Below are 20331 nucleotides of genomic sequence, written 5' to 3' on the forward strand. Positions count from 1 at the left end.
GAGGTACGTTCACCTGCGTGTCTCGCCCAGAACCCACGCCCGAAGCGATCGAGGTCGGACGGGTGATCCGCGGCTGCCGCAAACAGCGCGGCGTCTCCATGGCCGTGCTCGCCACCCGCTCAGGCCTCTCCCAGCCCTTCCTCAGCCAGCTGGAACGCGGACTCGCCACGCCCAGCCTCAGCTCGATCTACCGGATCGCCGAGGCCCTGGACGTCACCCCGGGCACCTTCCTGCGGCCACCCGACCGACCCGGCGCCGTCAGCCACGAGAGCGATCCGCAGGTGATCCGGGTGGACGAGGCCGCGGGCCAGATCGCCCAAGTGCTCATCCCCGGCGGGCGCAGCGCTCTGATGGAGGCCTACGAGCACCACTTCGAGCCCGGCCGGGGCGAGCGCGGCTGGTTCGAACACCCCGGCGAGGACTTCCTCTACGTCCTGGAGGGCGAGATCGTCCTGGAGGTCGAGGGCGAGGAACCGCTGACCCTGCGCGCCGGCCAGAGCGCCCACCACCGGGGCGAAGTCCCGCACCGCTGCCGCCTGTCGGGCCCGGTCGCGGCGCGCACCCTGCTCGTCATCGCGAACGCCTGACCCCGAGGGACGGACCCCCGTCCTGCCCCTCGGGGTCGGACGCCCGCAGCCTGTCGACCGCCGCGAGGCGCGCCCCGACGTCCAGGTCCCACAGCCGTACCGTGCCGTCCGTGCCGCTGCTGGCCACCGTCCGCCCGTCCGGGGCGAACACCACGCTCCACACCGCGTTCGTGTGGCCGGACAGCGCGGCCACCGGCCGGCGCCCGGCCACGTCCCACAACCGGACCGTGCGGTCGTTGCCGCTGCTCGCGAGCGTGCGGCCGTCGGGGGAGAAGGCGATGCCCCGCGCGGAGCCGGTGTGCCCGGTCAGCGCCGCCTGGAAGCGGTGGCCCCGCGCGTCCCACAGCCGCACGGTGCCGTCGTTGCCGCTGCTCGCCAGCGTCCGCCCGTCCGGGCTGAAGGCCACCCCGCGCACCGCGCCCCGATGCCCGGTGAGGACGGCCAAGGGGCGACGCCCCGCGACATCCCACAGACGGACCGTCAGATCGTCCCCGGCGCTCGCCAGGGTGCGCCCGTCGGGGCTGAACACCACGTCGTTGGCGAAGTCCGTGTGACCGGCCAGGATCGCGAGCGGGCGGCGCCCCGCCACGTCCCACAGCCGTACGGCGCCGTCGGAACCGGCCGAGGCCAGCGTCCGCCCGTCCGGGGAGAAGGCCACCGCGAAGACGGTCCCGCCCTGGCCGGTGAGGACCGCCGGCTCCCCGCCGGCCCCCGTGTCCCAGAGCCGGATCGTCCCGTCGGAACCGGCCGACGCCAGCGTCCGCCCGTCGGGGGAGAAGGCCACCGAGAACACCGTCTCGCCGTGTCCTTCGAACGTGGCCAGCACCCGGCGCTCCGCCACGTCCCACAACCGGACCGCGTGATCGGCCTCCGCGGTCGCCAGCCGCTTCCCGTCCGGGCTGTACGCGGCGTCCCAGATCTCCGTGAACGGCCGTGAGGTCAGCGCCGCGCCCCGCAGGTCCCACAGCACCACCGACGTGTCGAAACCGGCGGTGGCCAACAAGGCGCCCCGGCTGTCCACGGCCACCCCGAGGACGTAGTCGGTGTGTCCGGCGAGCGTCGCCACCGCCCGGCCCCCGGCCACGTCCCACAGCCGGGTCGTACCGTCGCCGCCCGCGCTGACGACCGTGGTCCCGTCCGGCGTGTAGGCGACCCCGTTCACGTCGTCGCTGTGCCCGGTGAGCGTGGCCGTCGTCCGCCGGCCCGCCACGTCCCACAGCCGTACGGTGCGGTCGACGCCCCCGGTGGCGACCGTACGGCCGTCCGGAGCGAAGGCCGCGCCCAGCACCTCGTCGGTGTGCCCGGTCAGGACCGCGAGCGGCTCGGCCGCCACCGGATCCCACAGCCGTACGGTCCGGTCGGCGCCGGCAGACACCAGCGTCCGGCCGTCGGCGGCGTACGCCAACGCGTTGACCCGCCCGGTGTGACCGGTGAGGGAGGCCAACGCGCCATGGTCCCCGGCGGCATCCCACAACCCGATCGTCCCGTCGGCACCGGCGACGGCCAGGCTCCGCCCGTCCGGCGCGAAGGCCACGGCGCGGGCGCCCGCCGTACTCGCCGGAAGCGGGGTGCCGCCGCCCCCACCGGCGGAGGTGTCCCAGAGCCGCGCCGGCCCGTCCGTCGACGTGGCCGCGAGCGTCGAGCCGTCGGGGCTGAAGGCCACCGCGCGCACCCGCCCGGGCAGGGTGAAGGTCGCGATCGTCCGGCGGTCGGCCACCCGCCGCAGGATCACCGTCCCGTCCGAACCGGCCGTCGCCAGCGTGCCGTTGTCCGGCGCGAAGGCCACCGCGTTGACCGGCCCGTCGTGCCCGCCCAGGCGGGCGACGAAGGGCTGGGACTGGGTGCTCAGCAGCGCCCCGCGGGCCTCGATCGTCGCCGAGGTCCGGTACGCCTGACCGGCGAGCCGCATCGAGGCCTCGGGCCGGCCCACGGCCAGCGCCGCGGACTGCAGGGCGAGCGCCCGCGACCGGGCGACGCGCTCCTGGCCGAGCGCGCCCGCGCGCTGTTGGTACGCGAGCCCACCCGCGCCCATGGCGAGGACCAGCAGGACCACGAGCGTGGCCAGCGTCCACTGCCGAAGCCGCACCTGGCGCCCGGCCTGCCGTTCACGGCTGTCCTGCGCGTCCTGGCTCGCCCGCAGGAAGGCGGCCTCCAGCGGGCCGAGCCGGTCCCTGCCGTCGTGCTCGTCGGCCCAGGCCCGGGCGTTCTCCAGCCGGGTCCCGCGGTGCAGCGCCGACGGATCGCGGCCCTCGCGCTCCCATTCGGCGGCGGCGTGGGCCAGTTGCTGATGGACCAGCAGCCCGGCCCGGTCGGCGCGGATCCAGCCGCGCAGCCGCGGCCAGGCGTGCAGCAGGGCCTCGTGGGTGATCTCGACGGTGTCGCTGTCCATGGTGATCAGACGGGCCCGGACGAAGGTGTCGAGCGCGGCCGCGGCGGGGCCGGCGTCGGCGAGCTGTTCCATCAGGGCGGTCCGGCTCATCCGGCGGCGCGTGGCCCCCGTACCGTCCGCGACGTGCACCAGCCGCACCAGGACGCGGCGGAGCGTGTTCTGCTCGGCCGGGTACAGGCGGGTGAACACCTCCTCGGCGGTGCGGGCGATCGCCCCCTGGATGCCGCCGGTGCGCTCGTACCCGCCGACGGTCAAGGTGGCGCCCTCGCGCTGGCCCCAGGTGGCCAGCAGGGAGTGGGAGACCAGGGGGAGCACCCCGGAGGGCATCCGGTCGGGCGGATCCTCGCGCAGGCCGACGTCGCGCATCAGCAGCGGGAACAGGCCCGGTTCGAGGGTGAGACCGGCGAGGTCGGCGGGGCGGGTGATCGATTCCCGCAGCTCCGCGAGGGACATCGGGGGCAGGACGAACAGCCCTCGGGTGAACACCGGGGCCAGCTCCGGCAGGTCCAGGCAGTTCCCGGAGAAGTCGGCCCGTACGCCGAGCACCACGACGGCGGGGTCGAGGCCCTCCGGTTCCGGGCCCTCCGGTTCCCGGCCGGCCGTTCCGGGACCGGCCGTTCCGGGACCGGCCGGTTCGGGACCGGCCGGTTCGGGACCGGCCGGTTCGGGTGGGGCGGCCGCCAGCGCGCACAGCACCCGGACGAACGCGCGCCGCTCGTCCTCGTCGGCACACAGCGTGAACAACTCCTCGAACTGGTCGACGAGCAGCACCGGACGCGGGGGCGGCGGCGTCCGGTCGAGGCCGTCCGCCGGGGGGCCGGCCGAGCGCCGTCGGACGGCTTCGAGCAGCGCGTGCGGCCGGTCGCGCACCTCGTCCGCGGTGACGCCGAGATCGCCGCCCAGGACCTTCGCGGCGCAGGCCAGCAGTTCCTCCAGCGGGTGCGCGGTGGGCGTGAACCGCAGCACCGGCCAGGTGTCGGAGCCCGGCATCGGGAAGTCGCCCCCGCGCAGCGCCGGCACCAGACCGGCGTTCAGCAGGGAGGACTTGCCGGCACCCGACGGGGCGAGCAGCATCAGCGGCCCGTCGCCGATCCGTTCGAAGACCCGCTCGATCAGCTCGGCCGTCGCCCGGTTCCGCCCGAAGAACCAGCGGGCCTCCCGTGTGGTGAAGGCCGGCAGGCCCCGGTAGGGACACTCGGCGTCCACCTGCGGACCGGCGTGCGCACCGGCATCGCCCAGGCCGTCGGTGCCGGTGCCGTCGGAGCCGCGCGGCCCCGTCTCCCGGACCATCCGCACCAGTTCACCCCCAGCCCGCAGTACGTCGTCGCAGCGTCGTGCGACGTCGACGGTGACGCGCTTCGAGCCGGTCTCGATCTTGCTCAGATAGCCCTTGCTGTAATGCGTCTGCCGGGCGAGGTCCGCGAGGGACAGACCACGTTGCACCCGCAGACGTCTCAGCTGTGCGGGGAAGTGCATCGCGGCGCCGTCGGACTCGGGCTGGCGATCGGTCTTCCGCCGGTGGTCCGGATCCCCCAAGACATCCCCCATGGCAGTGCGCGCCCAGGCAGCGGTACGGGAGTGCCCAGGCTACAGCGGGGGTGGGGCGGGCGACCGCCTCTTCGGACCGGTACGACCGGCACACGAGCGTGCGGAGCCACCTGACGGGCGGCTCCGCACGCCGCCCTGACGGGGGCACGGCTACCGGTTGAGCCGGATCGAGTTGATGGGCGTGAGGTCGGCGTAGACACCGGTCTTGGCGGCGATGGGGCTGCCGCAGCCCGAGCCTCCGGAACCCGTGCACAGATTTGCGGTCGCACCGCCGTACTGGTTGTTGAGCACCCAGTGGTTCCCGAACTGGTTGCTCAGATTGTGCGCCCCGTAGGAGTAGAAGACGTGCGTCGGCTTGACGGCGGGGTTCTGGTTCTGAGGGTAGATGCAGACCGCACCGTCCGGACAGCCGGCCCACGCGTCGGCCGGCTTGGCCTCGACCGAACCGCTGAGGGCGATCACGGCGACGACGGCGGTGGCGAGCGCGGCGGCGCCGCGGAACATCTTGCGCATGGTTTCCCCTTGTGGTGCTTGCCTCGTGCTGACGGCTTCAGCCTGCCCCCGGCCCGCACAGGGGTCGACGGGTTGCCCGTTGCCCATCGCGGTCGAACCGGGGAAACCCGCTGCCACCAGCACGGACGCGGAGCAGGGGGCAACGGCCGGTCGGGTCGGCGTAAGACTTTCGTCATCGGCGCGGGCATGGCGCACGGCGGCCCGGCCGCGTTGAATCCGTAGGGACGGGGTCAAGACGAGGAATGAGGGAACGGCAGTGACACGGACAAGGCGGCGCGGGCGGCTGTTGGGCGGAGCGTCGATCGCGGCGGCGGCGGTGGTGTCGGCGGTGGCCCTGTACTGGCTGCAGCCGTGGAAGTTGTGGCAGGACGAGACCGTTCGCGAAGCGCTCCCGGCCGCCGCCGCACCGTCGGGCCCGGGCGCGTCCGCGGCCGTACCGGGTGCCCCGGCCGCCCCGGTGACCGTCGCCCGCGGGACGCTCATCAGCCACGAGCACAGCACCACCGGCACGGTGGAGCTCATCCGACTCCCCGACGGGTCCCACACCCTGCGACTGGCGAACCTCGAGACCAGCAACGGACCGGACCTGCGGGTGTGGCTGACCGACGCCCCGGTGAAGGAGGGCGTGGCGGGCTGGCGCGTCTTCGACGACGGCAGGCACACGAGCCTCGGCAAGCTCAAGGGCAACAAGGGCGACCAGAACTACCCGGTCCCCGCAGACGTGAACATCGCCGACTTCAGCAGCGTGACCATCTGGTGCGACCGCTTCGACGTCTCCTTCGGAGCGGCGGGTCTCGCCGCCGTGTGACGCGCCGCCGGAGGCCGTCCGGGCCGGGCGACACGCCGTAGGGCCGGAGCTGACCGGGCGTCACCCCGTTCGGCCGTCGCTCGGAGTACGACTATCCACTCCTCCGGACGTCAAAATGCGGCCGTTTGCCCACGGGGTGTATCCATCCGGTCGCGCAGTGTGGCGAGCGGTCGTCATCGCCCATAACTTCGGCATCGTGACGAACCGACAAATCAAGTCCCTCACGTGCATCGCAGTCGTCATGGCCGCGGGTCTCGGCGTGCTCGCGCCGTCCTCGGCCGCGGCCGGACGCAGAGTGCACCCGGGCGACTCGATCCAGGACGCGGTGAACTACGCCAGGCCGGGCGACACCATCACCGTGATGCCCGGCACCTACTACGAGAACGTGCTGATCACCAAGAGGCTGACCCTGCGCGGGTACGGCGCCCGGACGGTGATCAGGCCGCCGGTCACGGCCGTCACGCCGGTCGCCCCCGTGACGCCGCAGGCTCCCGGCGCGTCGGGGGCCCCGGTGGCATCCGGGGCGGCCCAGGCGCCGGCCGCGAAGCCGCCCGCGAAGCCCGCCACGTCCGACACGCCCGCGACGTCCGGCCGGGCGCTCGCCTGCTCGCAGGCCGACACCGGCATCTGCGTCATGGGTACGGCGGAGCAGCCCGTCGTCGACGTGGACATCCACTCGCTGACCGTCTCGGGCTTCAAGCGCAACGGCATCTGGGCCTCCTACACCGACCGGCTGAGCGTCCAGCGGGTGATCTCCGAGAAGAACGGCACCTGGGGCATCGCCCAGGAGCGGTCCACGCGCGGGCTCTTCCGCGACAACATCGCCCGTGACAACGCCGAGTCGGGCCTCTTCATCGCCAACACCGTCGACCGGGAGGGCGGCGCCACCGACACCCTGGGCGCCGTGGTCCGCCGGAACACGCTGACCGGCAACCGGATCGGCGTCACCGTCCGGCGCGTGCGCAACCTCTCCGTCTACGGCAACGAGCTCACCGGCAACTGCGGCGGCATCTTCGTCGTCGGCGACGAGGGCGAGCCCGGAGCCGGGGACATGACCATCCGCAACAACCGGATCCACGAGAACAACAAGTTCTGCAAGGGCAACACCCGCCTCCCCGACATCCAGGGCGTCGGCATCGTCCTCACCGGGGCGGAGGAGACGATCGTCCGTTCGAACGACATCCGCGGCAACGTCGGAGCCTCCCCGCTGTCGGGCGGAATCCTGCTGTTCAAGAGCTTCGTGGGCGCGACGAACACCGACAACGTCATCCGGGACAACGTGGTGCGGGACAACAAGCCGGCGGACCTGGCCAACCAGGGGACCGGAACGGGCAACCAGTTCGTCAACAACCGGTGCGCATCCTCCGTGCCGGCCGGGATGTGCTGACGCGTGATCCCCCTGATCAGCAGAATCGAGGCCTCATGACCACGGTAAGTCCCACCCCCACCCCGATCCCGTCCCCCCAGCACACCCCCCAGCCGGCCATGCGCATGCGTGAGCTCGTCTTCGGGGCCGCCTGCGCCGCCGCCGTACGGGCCGCCGCCCGCCTGGGTGTGGCCGACGCCCTCGGGGAGTCGCCCGCCACCGCGGCCGAGCTCGCGACCGCGGTGAACGCCGAGCCGCTGCCGCTGCAGCGGCTGCTCCGCGCCCTGTCCTGCTACGGGATCTTCGCGGAGACCGAGGACGGGCAGTTCGTCCACACCGAGATGTCGCACCTGCTGCGCGAGGACGACCCGCACAGCCTGCGCTACATCGCCCTGTGGTGCACCGAGCCCTGGACCTGGCAGGCCTGGCCGCGGCTCGACGACGCCGTCCGCTCCGGCGCCAGCGTCTTCCAGGAGCTGTACGGCAAGGGGTTCTTCGACTACCTGCACCAGGACGCGCACGATTCGGCCCACGTGTTCAACCGGGCCATGACCACCTCCAGCATGCAGTCGGCGCTGGACGTCGCGGAGCTCCTCGACCTCACCGGGATCTCGGTCGTCGCGGACATCGGCGGCGGCCAGGGCCACGTACTGGCGAGCCTGCTGGAGAAGCACCCGACGGTACGGGGCGTCCTGCTCGACCTGCCGGGCGTGGCGGCGAAGGCGGACCCGCGCCTGCGGGAGGACGGGCCGCTCGCCGCACGGGCCGACATCGTCCCCGGGGACTGCCGCGAGGCCATCCCGGTCGACGCCGACATGTACATCATCAAGAACATCCTGGAGTGGGACGACGACAGCACCCGCAGGACCCTGCGCAACGTCGTCGAGGCGGCCCGCCCCGGATCCAGGGTCGTCATCATCGAGAACCTGGTCGACGACACCCCGTCGATGAAGTTCACCACGGCCATGGACCTGCTGCTGCTGCTCAACGTCGGCGGCGCGAAGCACACCAAGGCCAGCCTCTGCGCCCGCATGGAGGACGCCGGACTGGTGATCGGCGAGATCCGGCCGGTCAACGCGTACCTGCACGCGTTCGAGTGCACCGTGCCCGGGTGATGCCCGCCGGCATACGCCCGAACGCCTCGAGACCGGCACGAAGCCGGTCTCGAGGGCGTGGGCGGTGTCCCGGGCGTCGCTGTCAGGCCGCCAGGGCGTTGTTGACGAGGTCGAGGAACTCGCGCGGGGACTTGCACCGGTCCGCGTCGGCCGGCAGCGGCCGGCTGTGCCGGTTCTCCAGCTCACCGACGATGCCGAGGAGGCCCAGGGAGTCCAGGCCCCACTCGTCGAAGCCCGAGTCGGGGCGGCTCGCCATGGCCGCGGGGTCGACGGTGACGCCGGCCCCCTTCTTCATGAGGGCGGCCAGTTCTTCCATGGTCAGTCGAGCGGTCATGACGGACAACTCCTCAGGCTTGGACCGGCGAACGCCGGTCGGTGATCAGGCGCATTTCAGAGCGCGCGAGGAAGCGGGAGATCTCCTGGTCGGTGGTGGGGACGCCGTCCTTGGCGCTGTCGAGCAGCCGGGCGAGCACGCCCGCCTTGTGGACGCCCTCGACGCCGAGGGCCAGTGCGGGGCGCGCCTCGAGCGGGCCGCGCAGGTCGAGGAGGCGCACGACGATGTCGTCGCGCTGGAAGACGGTGCTGCCCTCGATGGGGCTCGTCGGGTCGTCCACGGCCGCTTCGTCCTGCCCGGCGAGCAGCCGGGCCAGCGCCATGCCGCACCCGTCCTTCGCGGGGTAGAAGAGGGCGTGCCGCTCGACGTCCGCCCCCTCGCGGCCGCCGGCCGCCACATGGTGCACCGCGGGGAGCGCCGCACGGGTGAAGAACATCCGCGCCGATCCGGGATCGCTGAGATCCCGGTCCTGTTCCAGGTACGGGTTGATGGCCTCCTCCAACGCCTGCACCTCGGGCTGCTGGGCCACGTGCCGCAGGGCCGCCAGCAGGTCGCCCTCGACCTCGACCGCCCGCACGACACGGTTGCCGTGCATGAACAGCGAGGTGCGGCGCAGTCGGGTGCTCTCGTCGACCTGGGCCTGCGGGGACGTGTACCCGGCCAGGAGCTTCGCCACCACCGGCTCGCTGCCGGGCTTCACGGTGAAGGTGAGCGCGTGCCGGACCACGCCGTCACCGCGCCGGGGAGCGACCTGGAGGCTGCCCAGGACCCGGTCGACGGCGTCCGGTGAAGAGGTGGCGGCGGAGGGCGGGCCGGTGGGGGCGAGGGAGCCGGGGCCCGGCCCCTTGCCGGTCACGTGCAGCACGCTGAAACGCAGCGAGCGGGTGTCCCGTACACAGCCGTGGAGCGGCTGCACCGACGCGACGTGTTCCTCGCTGTTGACCCAGGCCAAGAACCGCGGTGCGCTCTCCCATTCACTGGTGATGAGCCACTGCGACGGATTCTCGATCGACTGGCACAACTCGTCGCTGATGTGCCCGGGGACGGAGGACACCTGTTCGCGGAGATGTTCGTACACCTCCAGGAACTGATTCTGCGCACCGTCGTACAGATCCAGCAGCAGCACGACCCGAAGCCTCGAGCCGTCGAAGGCGGACTGGGATATCCGTTCCGACAAGGTTGTCATCTTCACACTCCTTCGAGACCACACGGTCGCCACGGGGCGGCGCCACCCGAACCGATCGTCGTTCCGTAATCCGTGCGGCGCGAGAGGAGAGAACCAACCGGGTGAACGAGCGAGGGAACCGGCCTCGTACAGGGCATGGAAGAGCCATGAAGGAAAACGTCGACCACCACGTCCCGGTCCTCATCGTGGGCGGCTCGCTGGTGGGTCTGTGCACCTCGCTCTTCCTCGGCCGGCATGGCATCAGACACATGGTGGTCGAGAAGCACGCGGGTACCTCGATGCACCCACGCGGACGCGGTATCAACGTACGGACGATGGAACTGTTCCGGGTCGCCCGTGTCGAGGACCGGATCCGTGAGGCCGCCTCGGTCCTGGCGGACAACCACGGCATCATGCAGGGTGGCTCGCTGACCGGTGACGACCAGGAGTGGCTCTTCGAGGAAATCGACCCGGGGGGAGCGCTCGCGCGCTTCAGTCCGGCGGCATGGTGTCTGTGCAGCCAGAACGACATCGAGCCGGTCCTGATGTCCGTGACCCCCACACTCGGGGCCGACCTGCGGTTCTCCACCGAACTCCTCTCCTTCGACCAGGACCCGGGCGGGGTCACCGCGATCGTGAAGAACCGGGAGACCGGGGAGCACAGCACAGTGCGCGCGGACTACCTCGTCGCCGCCGACGGACCGCGCAGCCCCGTACGGGAGGCGCTCCGGATCGGCCAGAGCGGCTCCGGGGACCTGTTCCACAACGTGAGCATCACCTTCCGGTCGCAGATGCTCGCCCACGTGGTCGGCGACCGGCGTTTCATCGTGTGCTACCTGACGAAGTCCGACGCCGACGGAGCCCTGCTGCCCGTCGACAACGGCGAGCGGTGGGTCTTCCACGCGCCCTGGCACCCGGACCGCGGCGAGACGCTGGAGGACTTCACCGACGAGCGCTGCAAGGAGCACATCCGCCGGGCCGTCGGCGCACCCGACCTGGACGTCGAGGTCACCGGGAAGGCGCCGTGGCACGCCGCCGAGCGGGTCGCCGAGCGGTATGCGGTCGGTCGGGTGTTCCTGGCCGGCGACTCCGCCCACGAGATGTCGCCCACCGGCGCGTTCGGCTCGAACACCGGCATCCAGGACGCCCACAACATCGCCTGGAAGCTCGCCAAGGTGCTGGACGGTTCGGCCGGGCCGGGGCTGCTGCAGACCTACGAGGCCGAGCGGTTGCCGGTGGCCCGGGCGACGAGTGAGCGCGCCTCGGCGCGTTCGGCGGAGCACAGCCACCCGGGGTACGAGCCCGACCCCGAGCACACGTCCCCCGCCGGGTCCGCGCCCGCGGCCCTTCCGGACGCCGCGCCGGGCGCCGGCGGCCGGCAGGGCGGGGTCCTGTCCGTGGCCATGGGCTACCACTACAACCAGGGCGCGGTGCTCGGAGCCGATCCGCACCGGCCGGTCGTGCCCGAACGGATGCGGCTCTGCGGCGATCCGGGCAGCCGCGCACCGCACATGTGGCTCTGCGCTCCGGGCGATCCGGAACCCAAGTCCACCGTGGACCTCTACGAGCGTTCCTTCGTCCTGCTGTGCTCGGAGGACACGCCGTGGCGGGCGGCGGGGCGATCCGTCTCCGAACAGCTCGGCCTGCCCCTGGACGTGTACGCGATCGGCACCGGGCCGGAGGCCGACCTGATCCCGGCGAACGGCGGCGACTGGACCGAGGTGCACGGTACGACCCCGGAGGGTGCGATCCTCGTCCGCCCGGACGGTTTCGTGGCCTGGCGCTCGGCGCAGGCGGTGGCCGATCCGGCGGCCGTCCTCCACGAGGTCCTGACCACGCTGCTGGACCGATCCTGATCCGACCGCTCCCGTTCCGCTCCGGTTCGCGCGGACACCGAGGGCGCCGTCCGTGGAGTGATCCACGGACGGCGCCTTTCACGTGACGACGGCGGCGGACCGGGTCATCGTGTCGGTGTCGTCCTCGAGCCGAGGCCCCCGGGTGTCCGCGGAACCCAGTCGGGCGTCGCCGAGGCCTCCTTCGGATCCGGCTCGCGCATGGTCACGCGCCAGCCGTCCTCTCCGGCCCTTCCGGCGAGGCGGACCATGAACGACTTGGTCTGGCCCGTGTCGTGGAAGTACACGACGACGAGCTGCCGCACGGACCCCTCGTCGTAGAACTCCGCGGTCACCTTCCCCTTGGCCCCCTCGTGGAAGGACCGGATCCAGTTCCGGGCGGTCCGTTCGACGTCCCCCCTCGCGTCGTCGGGCTCGGCGGCGAGCGCCTCCACCTCCTCGGCCTTGCCGTCGGCGAGCCGCCAGACCAGCTGCTGGGTGATCCGCAGGGAATCGGAGGTGGGATACCCGACCACGCCCAGCGGTTCGTGGCCCGCGTAGTCGGTCGCGTACCGCAGTGCCTCTTCGTCGGAGCCGCACGCGGTGAGGGCGCCGCAGGCCAGCACGGACACCAGCGCGGCGCGTACGACGAGGGCCGTCCTCGGGCGGGCGCTCATCGGGGGACCCTCGAATCGAGCTCGCCGGGTGTCTTCGGGATCCACGGCTCCACGGCGGTGGCTTCGGCGGGGTCCGCCTCGGCCATGCGCACCAGCCAGGCCTCCTTGTGGTCCACCAGCACGGCCCGGACGTAGAGCTCCTTGATCTGGCCGGTGTTGTGCAGGTAGAGCACGACCGTCTGCCGGTACGAGCCCTCGTCGTAGAACTCCGCGGTGACCGACCCGCCGGCGCCCTTGCGGAACGCGTTGACCCAGTTCTCGGCGGTCTTCTCGGGGATGTCCTCGCCCTGCTTGTCGGACACGAGCGAGGCCAGTCCGTCGACGTCGCCGTCGGCGATCCGCCACACCACTTCCTGGGTGATCCCCAGCGATCCCGTGGAGGGATATCCGACGACGGCGAGCGGCTGATGCCGGCTGTAGTCCCCGGCGTAGTCGTTGCCCTCGGCGTCGATCTCCGCCGAGCAGGCGGTCAGCACGCCGAGTGCCAGGGCGCAGGCGAGTGCGGCGCGCGGGACCGGTCCAGCCATACTTCCTCGGTCTTCCGGTGGTCATCGAGCGATCTCGATGGAGTGAGCTGCAAGGTACTGCGCTGACCGGGCAGTTCGATCCGGTAAACGGACAAGAGGGACACAACTCGCGCCTCAGTGATGCAATTCACTCAATGGCCGGATTTCGACCCCGAACGTCTCACCTCGCCATCCGGATGCCGGACAACTCCGCGCGCCATCGGGGAACGCCGTCTACTCTGGCCGGGCAGCTGGTTCGCCCCGTCCGCCAGGCGGGATGCGTCGTAAGAGGGAACCCGGTGGGAATCCGGGACTGCCCCGCAGCGGTGAGTGGGAACGACCGCCGTCATACGCACTGGACCCGGCCGGGTCTGGGAAGCGACGGCCAGTAGGAGTCTCGTACGGCATCCGTACGACGGGACGCGCCCGCGAGTCCGAAGACCTGCCCGTTGCCCGTACGCGACCGATCGCGCACGGAAATCCCGGTGACCTCGTGGGCGGGTCGGCGACACATCAGGCGGACGACCGCGGGCGCGTGCAGCTGCACGTACCCGTACCCGGTCGGGATCCGCCCGGTTCGTCATCCCTTCGCGCCCTCGGCCCCTCATCGGGTCCACAGGAGAACGCTCGCGAAGGAGAGTTCCGTGACCAGCACGACCCCCGCCGCCGGACGGCCCACCGTGGCCACCGTGTACGGCTACCCCCGCCAGGGCCAGAACCGCGAACTGAAGAAGTCCGTCGAGGGCTACTGGAAGGGCCGCACCGCCGCCGACGCCCTCCGGGACACCGCCCGCGAGCTGCGCCGGACCAACTGGCGGCAACTGGCCGACGCCGGCATCACCGAGGTGCCGACCGGCGACTTCTCGTACTACGACCACGTACTGGACACCAGCGTGATGGTCGGCGCCGTCCCCGAGCGGCACCGCGCCGCCGTCGAGGCCGACCCGCTCGACGGGTACTTCGCGATGGCGCGCGGAACCCAGGACGTGGCGCCGCTGGAGATGACCAAGTGGTTCGACACCAACTACCACTACCTGGTGCCGGAACTCGGCCCGGACACGGTCTTCACCGCCGACTCCACCAAGCAGGTCGCCGAGCTGACGGAAGCGCTCCGGCTGGGCCACACCGCCCGCCCGGTCCTGGTCGGACCCGTCACCTACCTGCTGCTGGCCAAGCCCGCACCGGGCGTGGCCGCGGACTTCGATCCGCTGGCCCTGCTCGACCGGTTGCTGCCCGTCTACGCCCAGGTCCTGGCCGACCTGCGCGCCGCCGGAGCCGAGTGGGCGCAGTTGGACGAGCCCGCCCTGGTGCAGGATCGCACCCCGGCCGAACTCAACGCCACCGCCCGCGCGTACCGGGCGCTCGGCGGATCGACCGACCGGCCCAAGCTGCTCGTCGCCTCCTACTTCGACCGGCTCGGTGAGGCGCTGCCCGTTCTGGCCAAGGCCCCCGTCGAGGGGCTCGCCCTGGACTTCACCGAGGCCGCGGCCGGAAACCTCGACGACCTCGCCGCCGTCGGGGGCCTGCCCGGCAAGCGCCTCGTCGCCGGCGTCGTGGGCGGCCGCAACATCTGGATCAACGACTACGAGAAGTCCCTCAGCACCCTCGGCACCCTCCTGGGGCTCGCCGATCGGGTGGACGTGGCCGCCTCCTGCTCCCTGCTCCACGTGCCGCTGGACGCCACCGCCGAACGCGACATCGACCCGCAGGTCCGGCGCTGGCTCGCCTTCGCCCGCCAGAAGACCGCGGAGGTCGCCACCCTCGCCCGGGGCCTGGCCCGCGGCACCGACGCCATCGCCGCCGAACTCGCCGCCAACCGGGCGGACCTGGCCTCCCGCGCCGGATCCGCCCTCACCCACGATCCCGCGGTCCGGGCCCGCACCGCCGCCGTCACCGACGTGGACGGGCGGCGCGCCCAGCCGTACGCGCGGCGGGCCGCCGCTCAGCGGGCACACCTGGGCCTCCCGCTGCTCCCGACGACCACGATCGGATCGTTCCCGCAGACCATCGAACTGCGCACGGCCCGCGCCGACCTGCGCGCCGGGCGCATCGACACCGCCGGCTACGAGGACCGCATCGAGGCCGAGACCCGGGAGGTCCTGGCCTTCCAGGAGAAGGCCGGCATCGACGTCCTGGTGCACGGCGAGCCCGAACGCAACGACATGGTCCAGTACTTCGCCGAGCAGCTCACCGGCTACCTGGCCACCCAGCACGGCTGGGTCCAGTCCTACGGCACCCGCTACGTCCGGCCCCCGGTCCTGGCCGGCGACATCTCCCGCCCCGACCCGATGACCGTGCGCTGGACCACGTACGCCCAGTCGCAGACGTCCAAGCCGGTCAAGGGCATGCTGACCGGGCCCGTCACCATGCTCGCCTGGTCCTTCGTACGCGACGACCAGCCCCTCGGCGACACCGCCCGACAGGTGGCCCTCGCCCTGCGCGACGAGGTGGGCGACCTGGAGGCGGCCGGCACCTCGGTCATCCAGGTCGACGAGCCCGCCCTGCGCGAGACCCTCCCGCTACGGGCCGCCGACCACGCCGCGTACCTCGCCTGGGCCACCGAGTCCTTCCGGCTCACCACCGGTGGGGTCCGGCCGGACACCCAGATCCACACGCACATGTGCTACGCCGAGTTCGGCGACATCGTGGCGGCGATCGAGGACCTCGACGCCGATGTCATCAGCTTGGAGGCCGCCCGTTCCCACATGCAGGTGGCCGGTGAACTCGCGGGCGCCGGCTACCCGCGCGAGGTCGGCCCCGGCGTCTGGGACATCCACTCGCCGCGGATCCCCTCCGTGGCCGAGGTGACGGCGCTGCTGCGCAAGGGGCTGGGGGCCATCCCGGCCGAGCGGTTGTGGGTCAATCCCGACTGCGGCCTGAAGACCCGCGGCTGGCCGGAGACCAAGGCCTCGCTGGAGAACCTGGTCGAGGCCGCCCGGCAGGTCCGCGGCGAAACGGCCTAGCCTTCGGGCTCCTGGTCGTCGCCGACGAGGCTCGCGACGTGGTCGGTGATCATGTCGAGGATGTTCGCCGCGATCCGGTCGTCGCCGAGGACGAGGTGGTTCAGCGTCAGACCGTCCGTCATGGCGGCCAGGTAGTGGGCCAGCACGCGTACGGGCACGCGGAGTTCGAAGGCCATGTGGTGCCGGAGCTGCTCGATGAGTTCGGTGTAGGTGTCGCAGTACCGCTCGTACTGCCGCCGCGCCAGGTGCTCGAAGTCCGGTCGGCGCAAGGCGTACTGGGTCAGTTCGTAGGTGAGCATGTGTTCGCCCGGGTGGGCGGCCACATGCTCCCAGTACGCCTGGAAGCCAGCCCGGACGGTCTCCCGGAGCGTGGCCTTCGGCTGGATCGCCTGCTGCACCAGGGTGACGCTGTGGTCGGTGATCGCCGCGATCACGGATTCGAGCAGGGCCTGCTTGGAGTCGAAGCAGTAGTGGAAGACGCTCAGGGACACGCCCGCCTCGGCGGCGATCGACCTGGTCGTCGTCCCGGCGACGCCGTCGCGGGTCATCGCGCGGATGGCGGCCTCGGTCAGCTGCCGGCGCCGCTCGGCCGAGGGCATCCGTGCCATGGGCGTTCCTTTCGGTTCGTGCCGTGGTGCGTGGTGCGTCGTGCGTGGTGCGAGGGAGGCCGGGGCCGGCCGGATCAGCGGATCCGGCCGGCCCCGGCCCCTGGAGTCCCGCTCGGCGGGATCAGCTGCTGTAGACGCCGACCTCGTGGAGCGAGTACCCCCACTTCGTCGCGCGTTGCAGTCCCTGGACGCGGACGTAGCGGGCCGTCACCCCGGAGAAGCGGGCCGTGTCCAGGCCGCCGTCACTCGCGGTCGTGGACCAGACGGTCTGCCAGTTCGTGTCGTCCGTGGAGACCTCGATGCGGTACGCCTTCCCGTACGCGGCCTCCCAGTCGAGGGTGATGCGCCCCACGCGGTTCGCGGACCCGAGGTCGATGCGCAGCCACTGGTTGTCGTTCCACTCGCTCGCCCAGCGGGAGCCCGAGTCCCCGTCCACGGCCCGGCCCGGGGAGAAGTTCACGAAGGGGTTCCACCACTCCGCGCTCGACGCCGAGGCGGGGGAGCCCGTGGCGAGGTTCACCCCGGACCGGTGCTTCTCGGAGTTCCCCCAGGTGGTCAGGTAGGACTCGGCGCCCTTGAACAGGTCGTCGACCACGCCCTGGCCGCCGACGAGGCGGATGTCCTCGATCCAGTCGGGGACCAGACCGTAGTGCGAGGCGCCGTCGGTGTTGAGGTCCCAGGTGCGCGAACCGGTGGTCTGCTTGTCGATGACCGAGCCGCCGTCGGTGCTGCGGAACGGGTAGCGCACCGGGTTCGGGGTGTCGGCCCCGCGCGGTCCGGGCCAGCCGCCGACTCCGTTCATGTCGGTGCCGTACCCGTAGCCGACGTTGTACTTGTCGCGCAGCGCGTCCGTCCGCTTCGCCTCGGCGCTGAATCCCTCGGCGCCGCTCATGTACGAGGCGATGAAACCGCCGAGCTTGTAGACCCGCTCGGTCCAGTCCATGTCCATCCAGCTGTGCGAGGAGATCACACCCGGGTACGACTCGGACTCCATGATGTCGAAGGACCGGCCCGCGGCCTTCACGCTCATGTGGTCGACCTCGAGCATCATCTTGCGCTTCATCATGCCGCGCACCGCGTACTCGCCGAGTTCCGTGAGTCCGCGCGTATTGCACTGGGCGTCGGCGGCGTAGGACGGGACCGCCACCCCTGCCGGGAGTTTGCTCTGCACCGCGGGCGCGGCCGCCGCCAGTCCGATGGGGTTGTCGTGCTGGGGGCCGGTGCACTGCTCCGTCTTCCAGAAGGTCCCGGTCGACAGGAACTGGCCCACGTTGATGGCCGTACCGAGGGCGCCCTCGTCGAAGCGGACCCCGCACAGGGCGTTGTCGAACTTGTGGCACAAGAACATGCTGCGCACCCCGAGGCGGTACAGCTCGTCCAAGCCGCGGTCGATGTCCGCCTTGCTGCACTGCGCGATGTCCAGGATCTGCTTGCAGCCGAAGGGCTCCGAGGTCTCGACCCCGAGGACCACGGCCAGCTTGCCCTGCTGGACGACGTCGCGGGCCTGCGCGGAGTCGGTGACGATGCGGAACCAGCCCTTGCCCGGGCCGCCGTACATCTTGTCGATGTACGCCTGCATGTCGTAGGTCTTCTGCGCCTCGAGCCGGATGGCGGTCATCTCGTCGCAGCCGCGGTCCTTGAAGAAGTAGACCGAGCAGATGACGCCGTTGGTGACGAGGTCGTTCACGAGCACGCGCTGACCGCCGCGCCAGGCCCGTTCGACCCAGGCGTAGTAGTTCTGCTGGTGGGTCAACGAGTCGTGGGCGGGCCAGTCCTTGAAGGTCGGCCAGCCGTTCGGGTCGTGCTTGCCGTCACCACCCTTGGTGATGAAGTCGAAGATCGCGAGGGTGCCGTCGGGGTAGTGCTCGGGACAGTCCTTGAGCGCGTCGGTCACCCCCGCCTCGGAGAACGGCTTGCCGCAGATGAGCCGGCCGCCGAAGCCCTCGTTGGACATCAGGTGGTCGTGCGCGTCGACGAAGCCCCGCACCCGTCCCTGGGAGTCGGTGCCCTTGAAGGGCTCGCCCGTGACGTTGATGTCGGAGTCGGGTGCGGGCCGGGCGACCGGGTTCCACCAGCCGGGATCGGCGGCGGAGGCGGGTACGGGGCCGAGCACCATGGCCACCACGGCGAGGAGCAATGACAGGACCGCCAGGGGCCTACGCCTGTGGTGCGTGTGTCGAGAAATGGTCATCACTCACGTCTTAAGGTCAGCCGGATGGCGCGGTCGAGGAGCCGGATCCGTTCGGAGGCACGACGAGCCGCGGTCACAGGTGTGACTTGTCATGGACCTCACAAATGGTGGGACGAGAATCGCGACTGCCATCGACGGAGTCAATAGTCCGGGACAGGTGACCTGATGATTCATCAGATCCGCCGATTCTTCACAAGGTCCACGCACCGCTCGCAGGCGGAGCGGATGCGCCGACGGGGCAGCCCGGCTCGGCCGCGTACGGGACGGAGTACGCGAGCCGGCCGGGTCTGCCCCGTCCGGGAAGAGGGCGCCGTGGCGTCAGCGCGCGTTGTGCTCCGGCAGGTCCATCTCGGCCGGGGCGAACCCGAATCCGCGCTGGGCGGCCTTCGGGGCCGGCTTGCCGCAGAACGCCGCTTCGAGGGTCCCGCCGAGGGCGGTGTTCGCCTCCCCCTTGTTCGAGGTGTTCGCCATCGCGGAGAGGGAGCGGCGCCCGTCGCGGGTGGAGAAGGCGTAGGTGTAGAAGCCCTGCACGGTACCCGTGTGTCCGTAGACCGAGGTGCCGCACGAAAGGTCGTAGCGGCGCAGGCCGAGCCCGTAGAACCGGGTGTTCGTGGTGTCGGTCGGCGTCACGGTGAGCATGGCGTCCAGCATGCGGGTGGGCAGCAGCCGTCCGCCGAGGAGCGCGGAGGTGAAGGTGTTCAGGTCGGCGGGGTTGGAGATCACCGCTCCGGCCGACTGGGCCCACGACACCGTCTGCTCGGTGGAGTCGACCAGCGGCGCGCCGGCCTCGTCGGGGTGGAGGTAGCCGCGGGTGTGCAGCCCCTCGATCTGCGTGCCGGGGTGCACGTACGAGGTGTTGCGCAGCTTCAGCGGCTTGATGATGCGCCGCTCGTACTCCTTGGCCACGCCGTTGCCGGTGGCCTTCTCGATGAGCATGCCGACGACCACGAAGTTGGTGTTCGAGTACTTGTACGCGACGCCGGGCTCGGTCGTCCGCGGTTCGCGGAGCGAGAGGTCCACCAGCTCCTGGTAGCTGAACACCTTGTTGCGCACGGCCTCGAAGCCCGGCACCGTGTGCTCGAACATCGCGTCCGTGTAGTCCGCCAGCCCGCTGCGGTGGGTGAGCAGATGACGCACCGTGATCCGGTCGTCGGGCAGCAACCCGGGCAGGTACCGGTTGACGGCGGTGTCCAGATCGATCCGGCCCTCGTCCACCAACTGCAGCAGGACGACGGAGGTGAACGTCTTGCTGACGCTCCCGATCCGGAAGCGGGCCTGCGGGTCCATCGCCGAGCCCGTGGTCCTGTCGCGTACCCCCACCGTCCGGACGCTGACCCCGCCGGGTCCGCTGAAGCGGGCCAACGCGCCCGGCGCACCGGCGGCGGTCGTGTTCCGCAACGCCTGGGTCAGCGCTTCGAGATCGGGGGTGGTCGGTGCGGTGTGGACGGTGGTCGGTGCGGCTTGGGCGGTGGTCGCCGGAGCCACGGCGGCCGTCACCGCCAGCAGGGCCGCGCTGAGGGCCAGACGTCGGTTCATGGGCAGGGGCACGATGCTCCTCCGGTGGGGGGCGTAGGGGGCGGGCGACACGAGCCTACGCAAGATCATCGGACCGACCGACCGTCGGTATGAGCCAGAACGCGCCATTTACGCACGGCAGTTCCGCCACACGGGCGAGCCGCCTCACGTGCCTGCCTGGGTGCGCCGCACCCAGGCAGGCACACGGGACCCG

15 protein-coding genes and 1 riboswitch are annotated in these 20331 nt (G+C 71.6%); of the genes, 6 read left to right on the forward strand and 9 right to left on the reverse strand.

Translation table 11 applies throughout. From position 1 onward, the window contains the following. Positions 1–17: 17 nt before the first annotated feature. Positions 18–587 (forward strand): helix-turn-helix domain-containing protein, encoded by a 570-nt coding sequence (locus AB8A24_RS26105; protein WP_030719130.1) that lies wholly within the window; start codon positions 18–20, stop codon positions 585–587. On the opposite strand, the gene AB8A24_RS26110 is transcribed toward AB8A24_RS26105, so the two are convergent. Next, positions 571–4452 (reverse strand): helix-turn-helix domain-containing protein, encoded by a 3882-nt coding sequence (locus AB8A24_RS26110; protein WP_369477803.1) that lies wholly within the window; start codon positions 4450–4452, stop codon positions 571–573. The genes AB8A24_RS26105 and AB8A24_RS26110 overlap by 17 nt on opposite strands. Positions 4453–4674: 222 nt before the next feature. After that, positions 4675–5037 carry a hypothetical protein gene (locus tag AB8A24_RS26115; RefSeq protein ID WP_266388684.1) on the reverse strand — a complete coding sequence of 121 codons (363 nt, stop codon included), beginning with the start codon at positions 5035–5037 and terminating at the stop codon, positions 4675–4677. Positions 5038–5323: 286 nt separating this feature from the next. On the opposite strand from AB8A24_RS26115, the gene AB8A24_RS26120 reads away from it, so the two are divergent. From AB8A24_RS26120 to AB8A24_RS26130, 3 genes are all read left to right on the forward strand, one after another. Beyond that, on the forward strand, positions 5324–5845 hold the full coding sequence (locus AB8A24_RS26120) for a DM13 domain-containing protein (protein WP_369477804.1): 522 nt from the start codon (positions 5324–5326) through the stop codon (positions 5843–5845). 196 nt (positions 5846–6041) lie between these two features. Continuing rightward, entirely contained in the window at positions 6042–7232 is a 1191-nt protein-coding gene (locus tag AB8A24_RS26125) for a right-handed parallel beta-helix repeat-containing protein (RefSeq protein ID WP_328964314.1), read from the forward strand. A 35-nt stretch (positions 7233–7267) separates the two neighbouring features. Further along, on the forward strand, positions 7268–8326 hold the full coding sequence (locus AB8A24_RS26130; RefSeq protein ID WP_369477795.1) for a methyltransferase: 1059 nt from the start codon (positions 7268–7270) through the stop codon (positions 8324–8326). A gap of 82 nt (positions 8327–8408) precedes the next feature. Here AB8A24_RS26130 and AB8A24_RS26135 read toward each other — a convergent pair whose 3' ends face one another. Further along, positions 8409–8660, reverse strand: a complete 252-nt coding sequence (locus AB8A24_RS26135; protein WP_030388264.1) for an acyl carrier protein — start codon at positions 8658–8660, stop codon at positions 8409–8411. Positions 8661–8673: 13 nt separating this feature from the next. Continuing rightward, the gene (locus AB8A24_RS26140; RefSeq protein ID WP_328964316.1) at positions 8674–9846 is read right to left on the reverse strand and encodes a SchA/CurD-like domain-containing protein; all 1173 of its coding nucleotides are present in this window, start codon (positions 9844–9846) and stop codon (positions 8674–8676) included. A 146-nt stretch (positions 9847–9992) separates the two neighbouring features. Between AB8A24_RS26140 and AB8A24_RS26145 the strand changes: the two genes are divergently transcribed. Beyond that, positions 9993–11681 (forward strand): FAD-dependent monooxygenase, encoded by a 1689-nt coding sequence (locus AB8A24_RS26145; RefSeq protein WP_328964317.1) that lies wholly within the window; start codon positions 9993–9995, stop codon positions 11679–11681. Between the two features lie 104 nt (positions 11682–11785). Here AB8A24_RS26145 and AB8A24_RS26150 read toward each other — a convergent pair whose 3' ends face one another. Both AB8A24_RS26150 and AB8A24_RS26155 read right to left on the reverse strand, forming a co-directional pair. Then, on the reverse strand, positions 11786–12334 hold the full coding sequence (locus AB8A24_RS26150; protein WP_266485556.1) for a hypothetical protein: 549 nt from the start codon (positions 12332–12334) through the stop codon (positions 11786–11788). Beyond that, entirely contained in the window at positions 12331–12861 is a 531-nt protein-coding gene (locus AB8A24_RS26155) for a hypothetical protein (protein ID WP_328964318.1), read from the reverse strand. The genes AB8A24_RS26150 and AB8A24_RS26155 overlap by 4 nt, the downstream gene beginning before the upstream one ends. A gap of 214 nt (positions 12862–13075) precedes the next feature. Then, positions 13076–13305, forward strand: a riboswitch (cobalamin riboswitch). A gap of 179 nt (positions 13306–13484) precedes the next feature. On the opposite strand from AB8A24_RS26155, the gene metE reads away from it, so the two are divergent. Further along, positions 13485–15803 (forward strand): 5-methyltetrahydropteroyltriglutamate--homocysteine S-methyltransferase, encoded by a 2319-nt coding sequence (gene metE / locus AB8A24_RS26160; RefSeq protein WP_369477796.1) that lies wholly within the window; start codon positions 13485–13487, stop codon positions 15801–15803. Here the strand turns inward: metE and AB8A24_RS26165 are convergent. From AB8A24_RS26165 to AB8A24_RS26175, 3 genes are all read right to left on the reverse strand, one after another. Further along, the gene (locus tag AB8A24_RS26165) at positions 15800–16411 is read right to left on the reverse strand and encodes a TetR/AcrR family transcriptional regulator (protein WP_369477797.1); all 612 of its coding nucleotides are present in this window, start codon (positions 16409–16411) and stop codon (positions 15800–15802) included. The two genes, metE and AB8A24_RS26165, sit on opposite strands and share 4 nt — an antisense overlap. Before the next feature lie 121 nt (positions 16412–16532). Next, entirely contained in the window at positions 16533–18602 is a 2070-nt protein-coding gene (locus tag AB8A24_RS26170; RefSeq protein WP_328964320.1) for a discoidin domain-containing protein, read from the reverse strand. Positions 18603–18920: 318 nt separating this feature from the next. Next, positions 18921–20138: a serine hydrolase domain-containing protein gene (locus AB8A24_RS26175; RefSeq protein ID WP_328964321.1), complete on the reverse strand. Its 1218-nt coding sequence runs from the start codon at positions 20136–20138 to the stop codon at positions 18921–18923. Between the last annotated feature and the right edge of the window lie 193 nt (positions 20139–20331).

The sequence above is a fragment of the Streptomyces sp. BF23-19 genome (assembly GCF_041106355.1).
In the GTDB taxonomy this organism is placed as follows: Bacteria; Actinomycetota; Actinomycetes; order Streptomycetales; family Streptomycetaceae; genus Streptomyces; species Streptomyces virginiae_A.

Bases quoted from the DNA above. Each gene is read 5' to 3' on its own strand.
- AB8A24_RS26110 (WP_369477803.1), bottom strand. From the start codon at position 4,452: ATGCACTTCCCCGCACAGCTGAGACGTCTGCGGGTGCAACGTGGTCTG.
- AB8A24_RS26115 (WP_266388684.1), bottom strand. From the start codon at position 5,037: ATGCGCAAGATGTTCCGCGGCGCCGCCGCGCTCGCCACCGCCGTCGTC.
- AB8A24_RS26130 (WP_369477795.1), top strand. From the start codon at position 7,268: ATGACCACGGTAAGTCCCACCCCCACCCCGATCCCGTCCCCCCAGCAC.
- AB8A24_RS26135 (WP_030388264.1), bottom strand. From the start codon at position 8,660: ATGACCGCTCGACTGACCATGGAAGAACTGGCCGCCCTCATGAAGAAG.
- AB8A24_RS26140 (WP_328964316.1), bottom strand. From the start codon at position 9,846: ATGACAACCTTGTCGGAACGGATATCCCAGTCCGCCTTCGACGGCTCG.
- AB8A24_RS26145 (WP_328964317.1), top strand. From the start codon at position 9,993: ATGAAGGAAAACGTCGACCACCACGTCCCGGTCCTCATCGTGGGCGGC.
- AB8A24_RS26150 (WP_266485556.1), bottom strand. From the start codon at position 12,334: ATGAGCGCCCGCCCGAGGACGGCCCTCGTCGTACGCGCCGCGCTGGTG.
- AB8A24_RS26155 (WP_328964318.1), bottom strand. From the start codon at position 12,861: ATGGCTGGACCGGTCCCGCGCGCCGCACTCGCCTGCGCCCTGGCACTC.
- AB8A24_RS26165 (WP_369477797.1), bottom strand. From the start codon at position 16,411: ATGGCACGGATGCCCTCGGCCGAGCGGCGCCGGCAGCTGACCGAGGCC.
- AB8A24_RS26170 (WP_328964320.1), bottom strand. From the start codon at position 18,602: ATGACCATTTCTCGACACACGCACCACAGGCGTAGGCCCCTGGCGGTC.
- AB8A24_RS26175 (WP_328964321.1), bottom strand. From the start codon at position 20,138: ATGAACCGACGTCTGGCCCTCAGCGCGGCCCTGCTGGCGGTGACGGCC.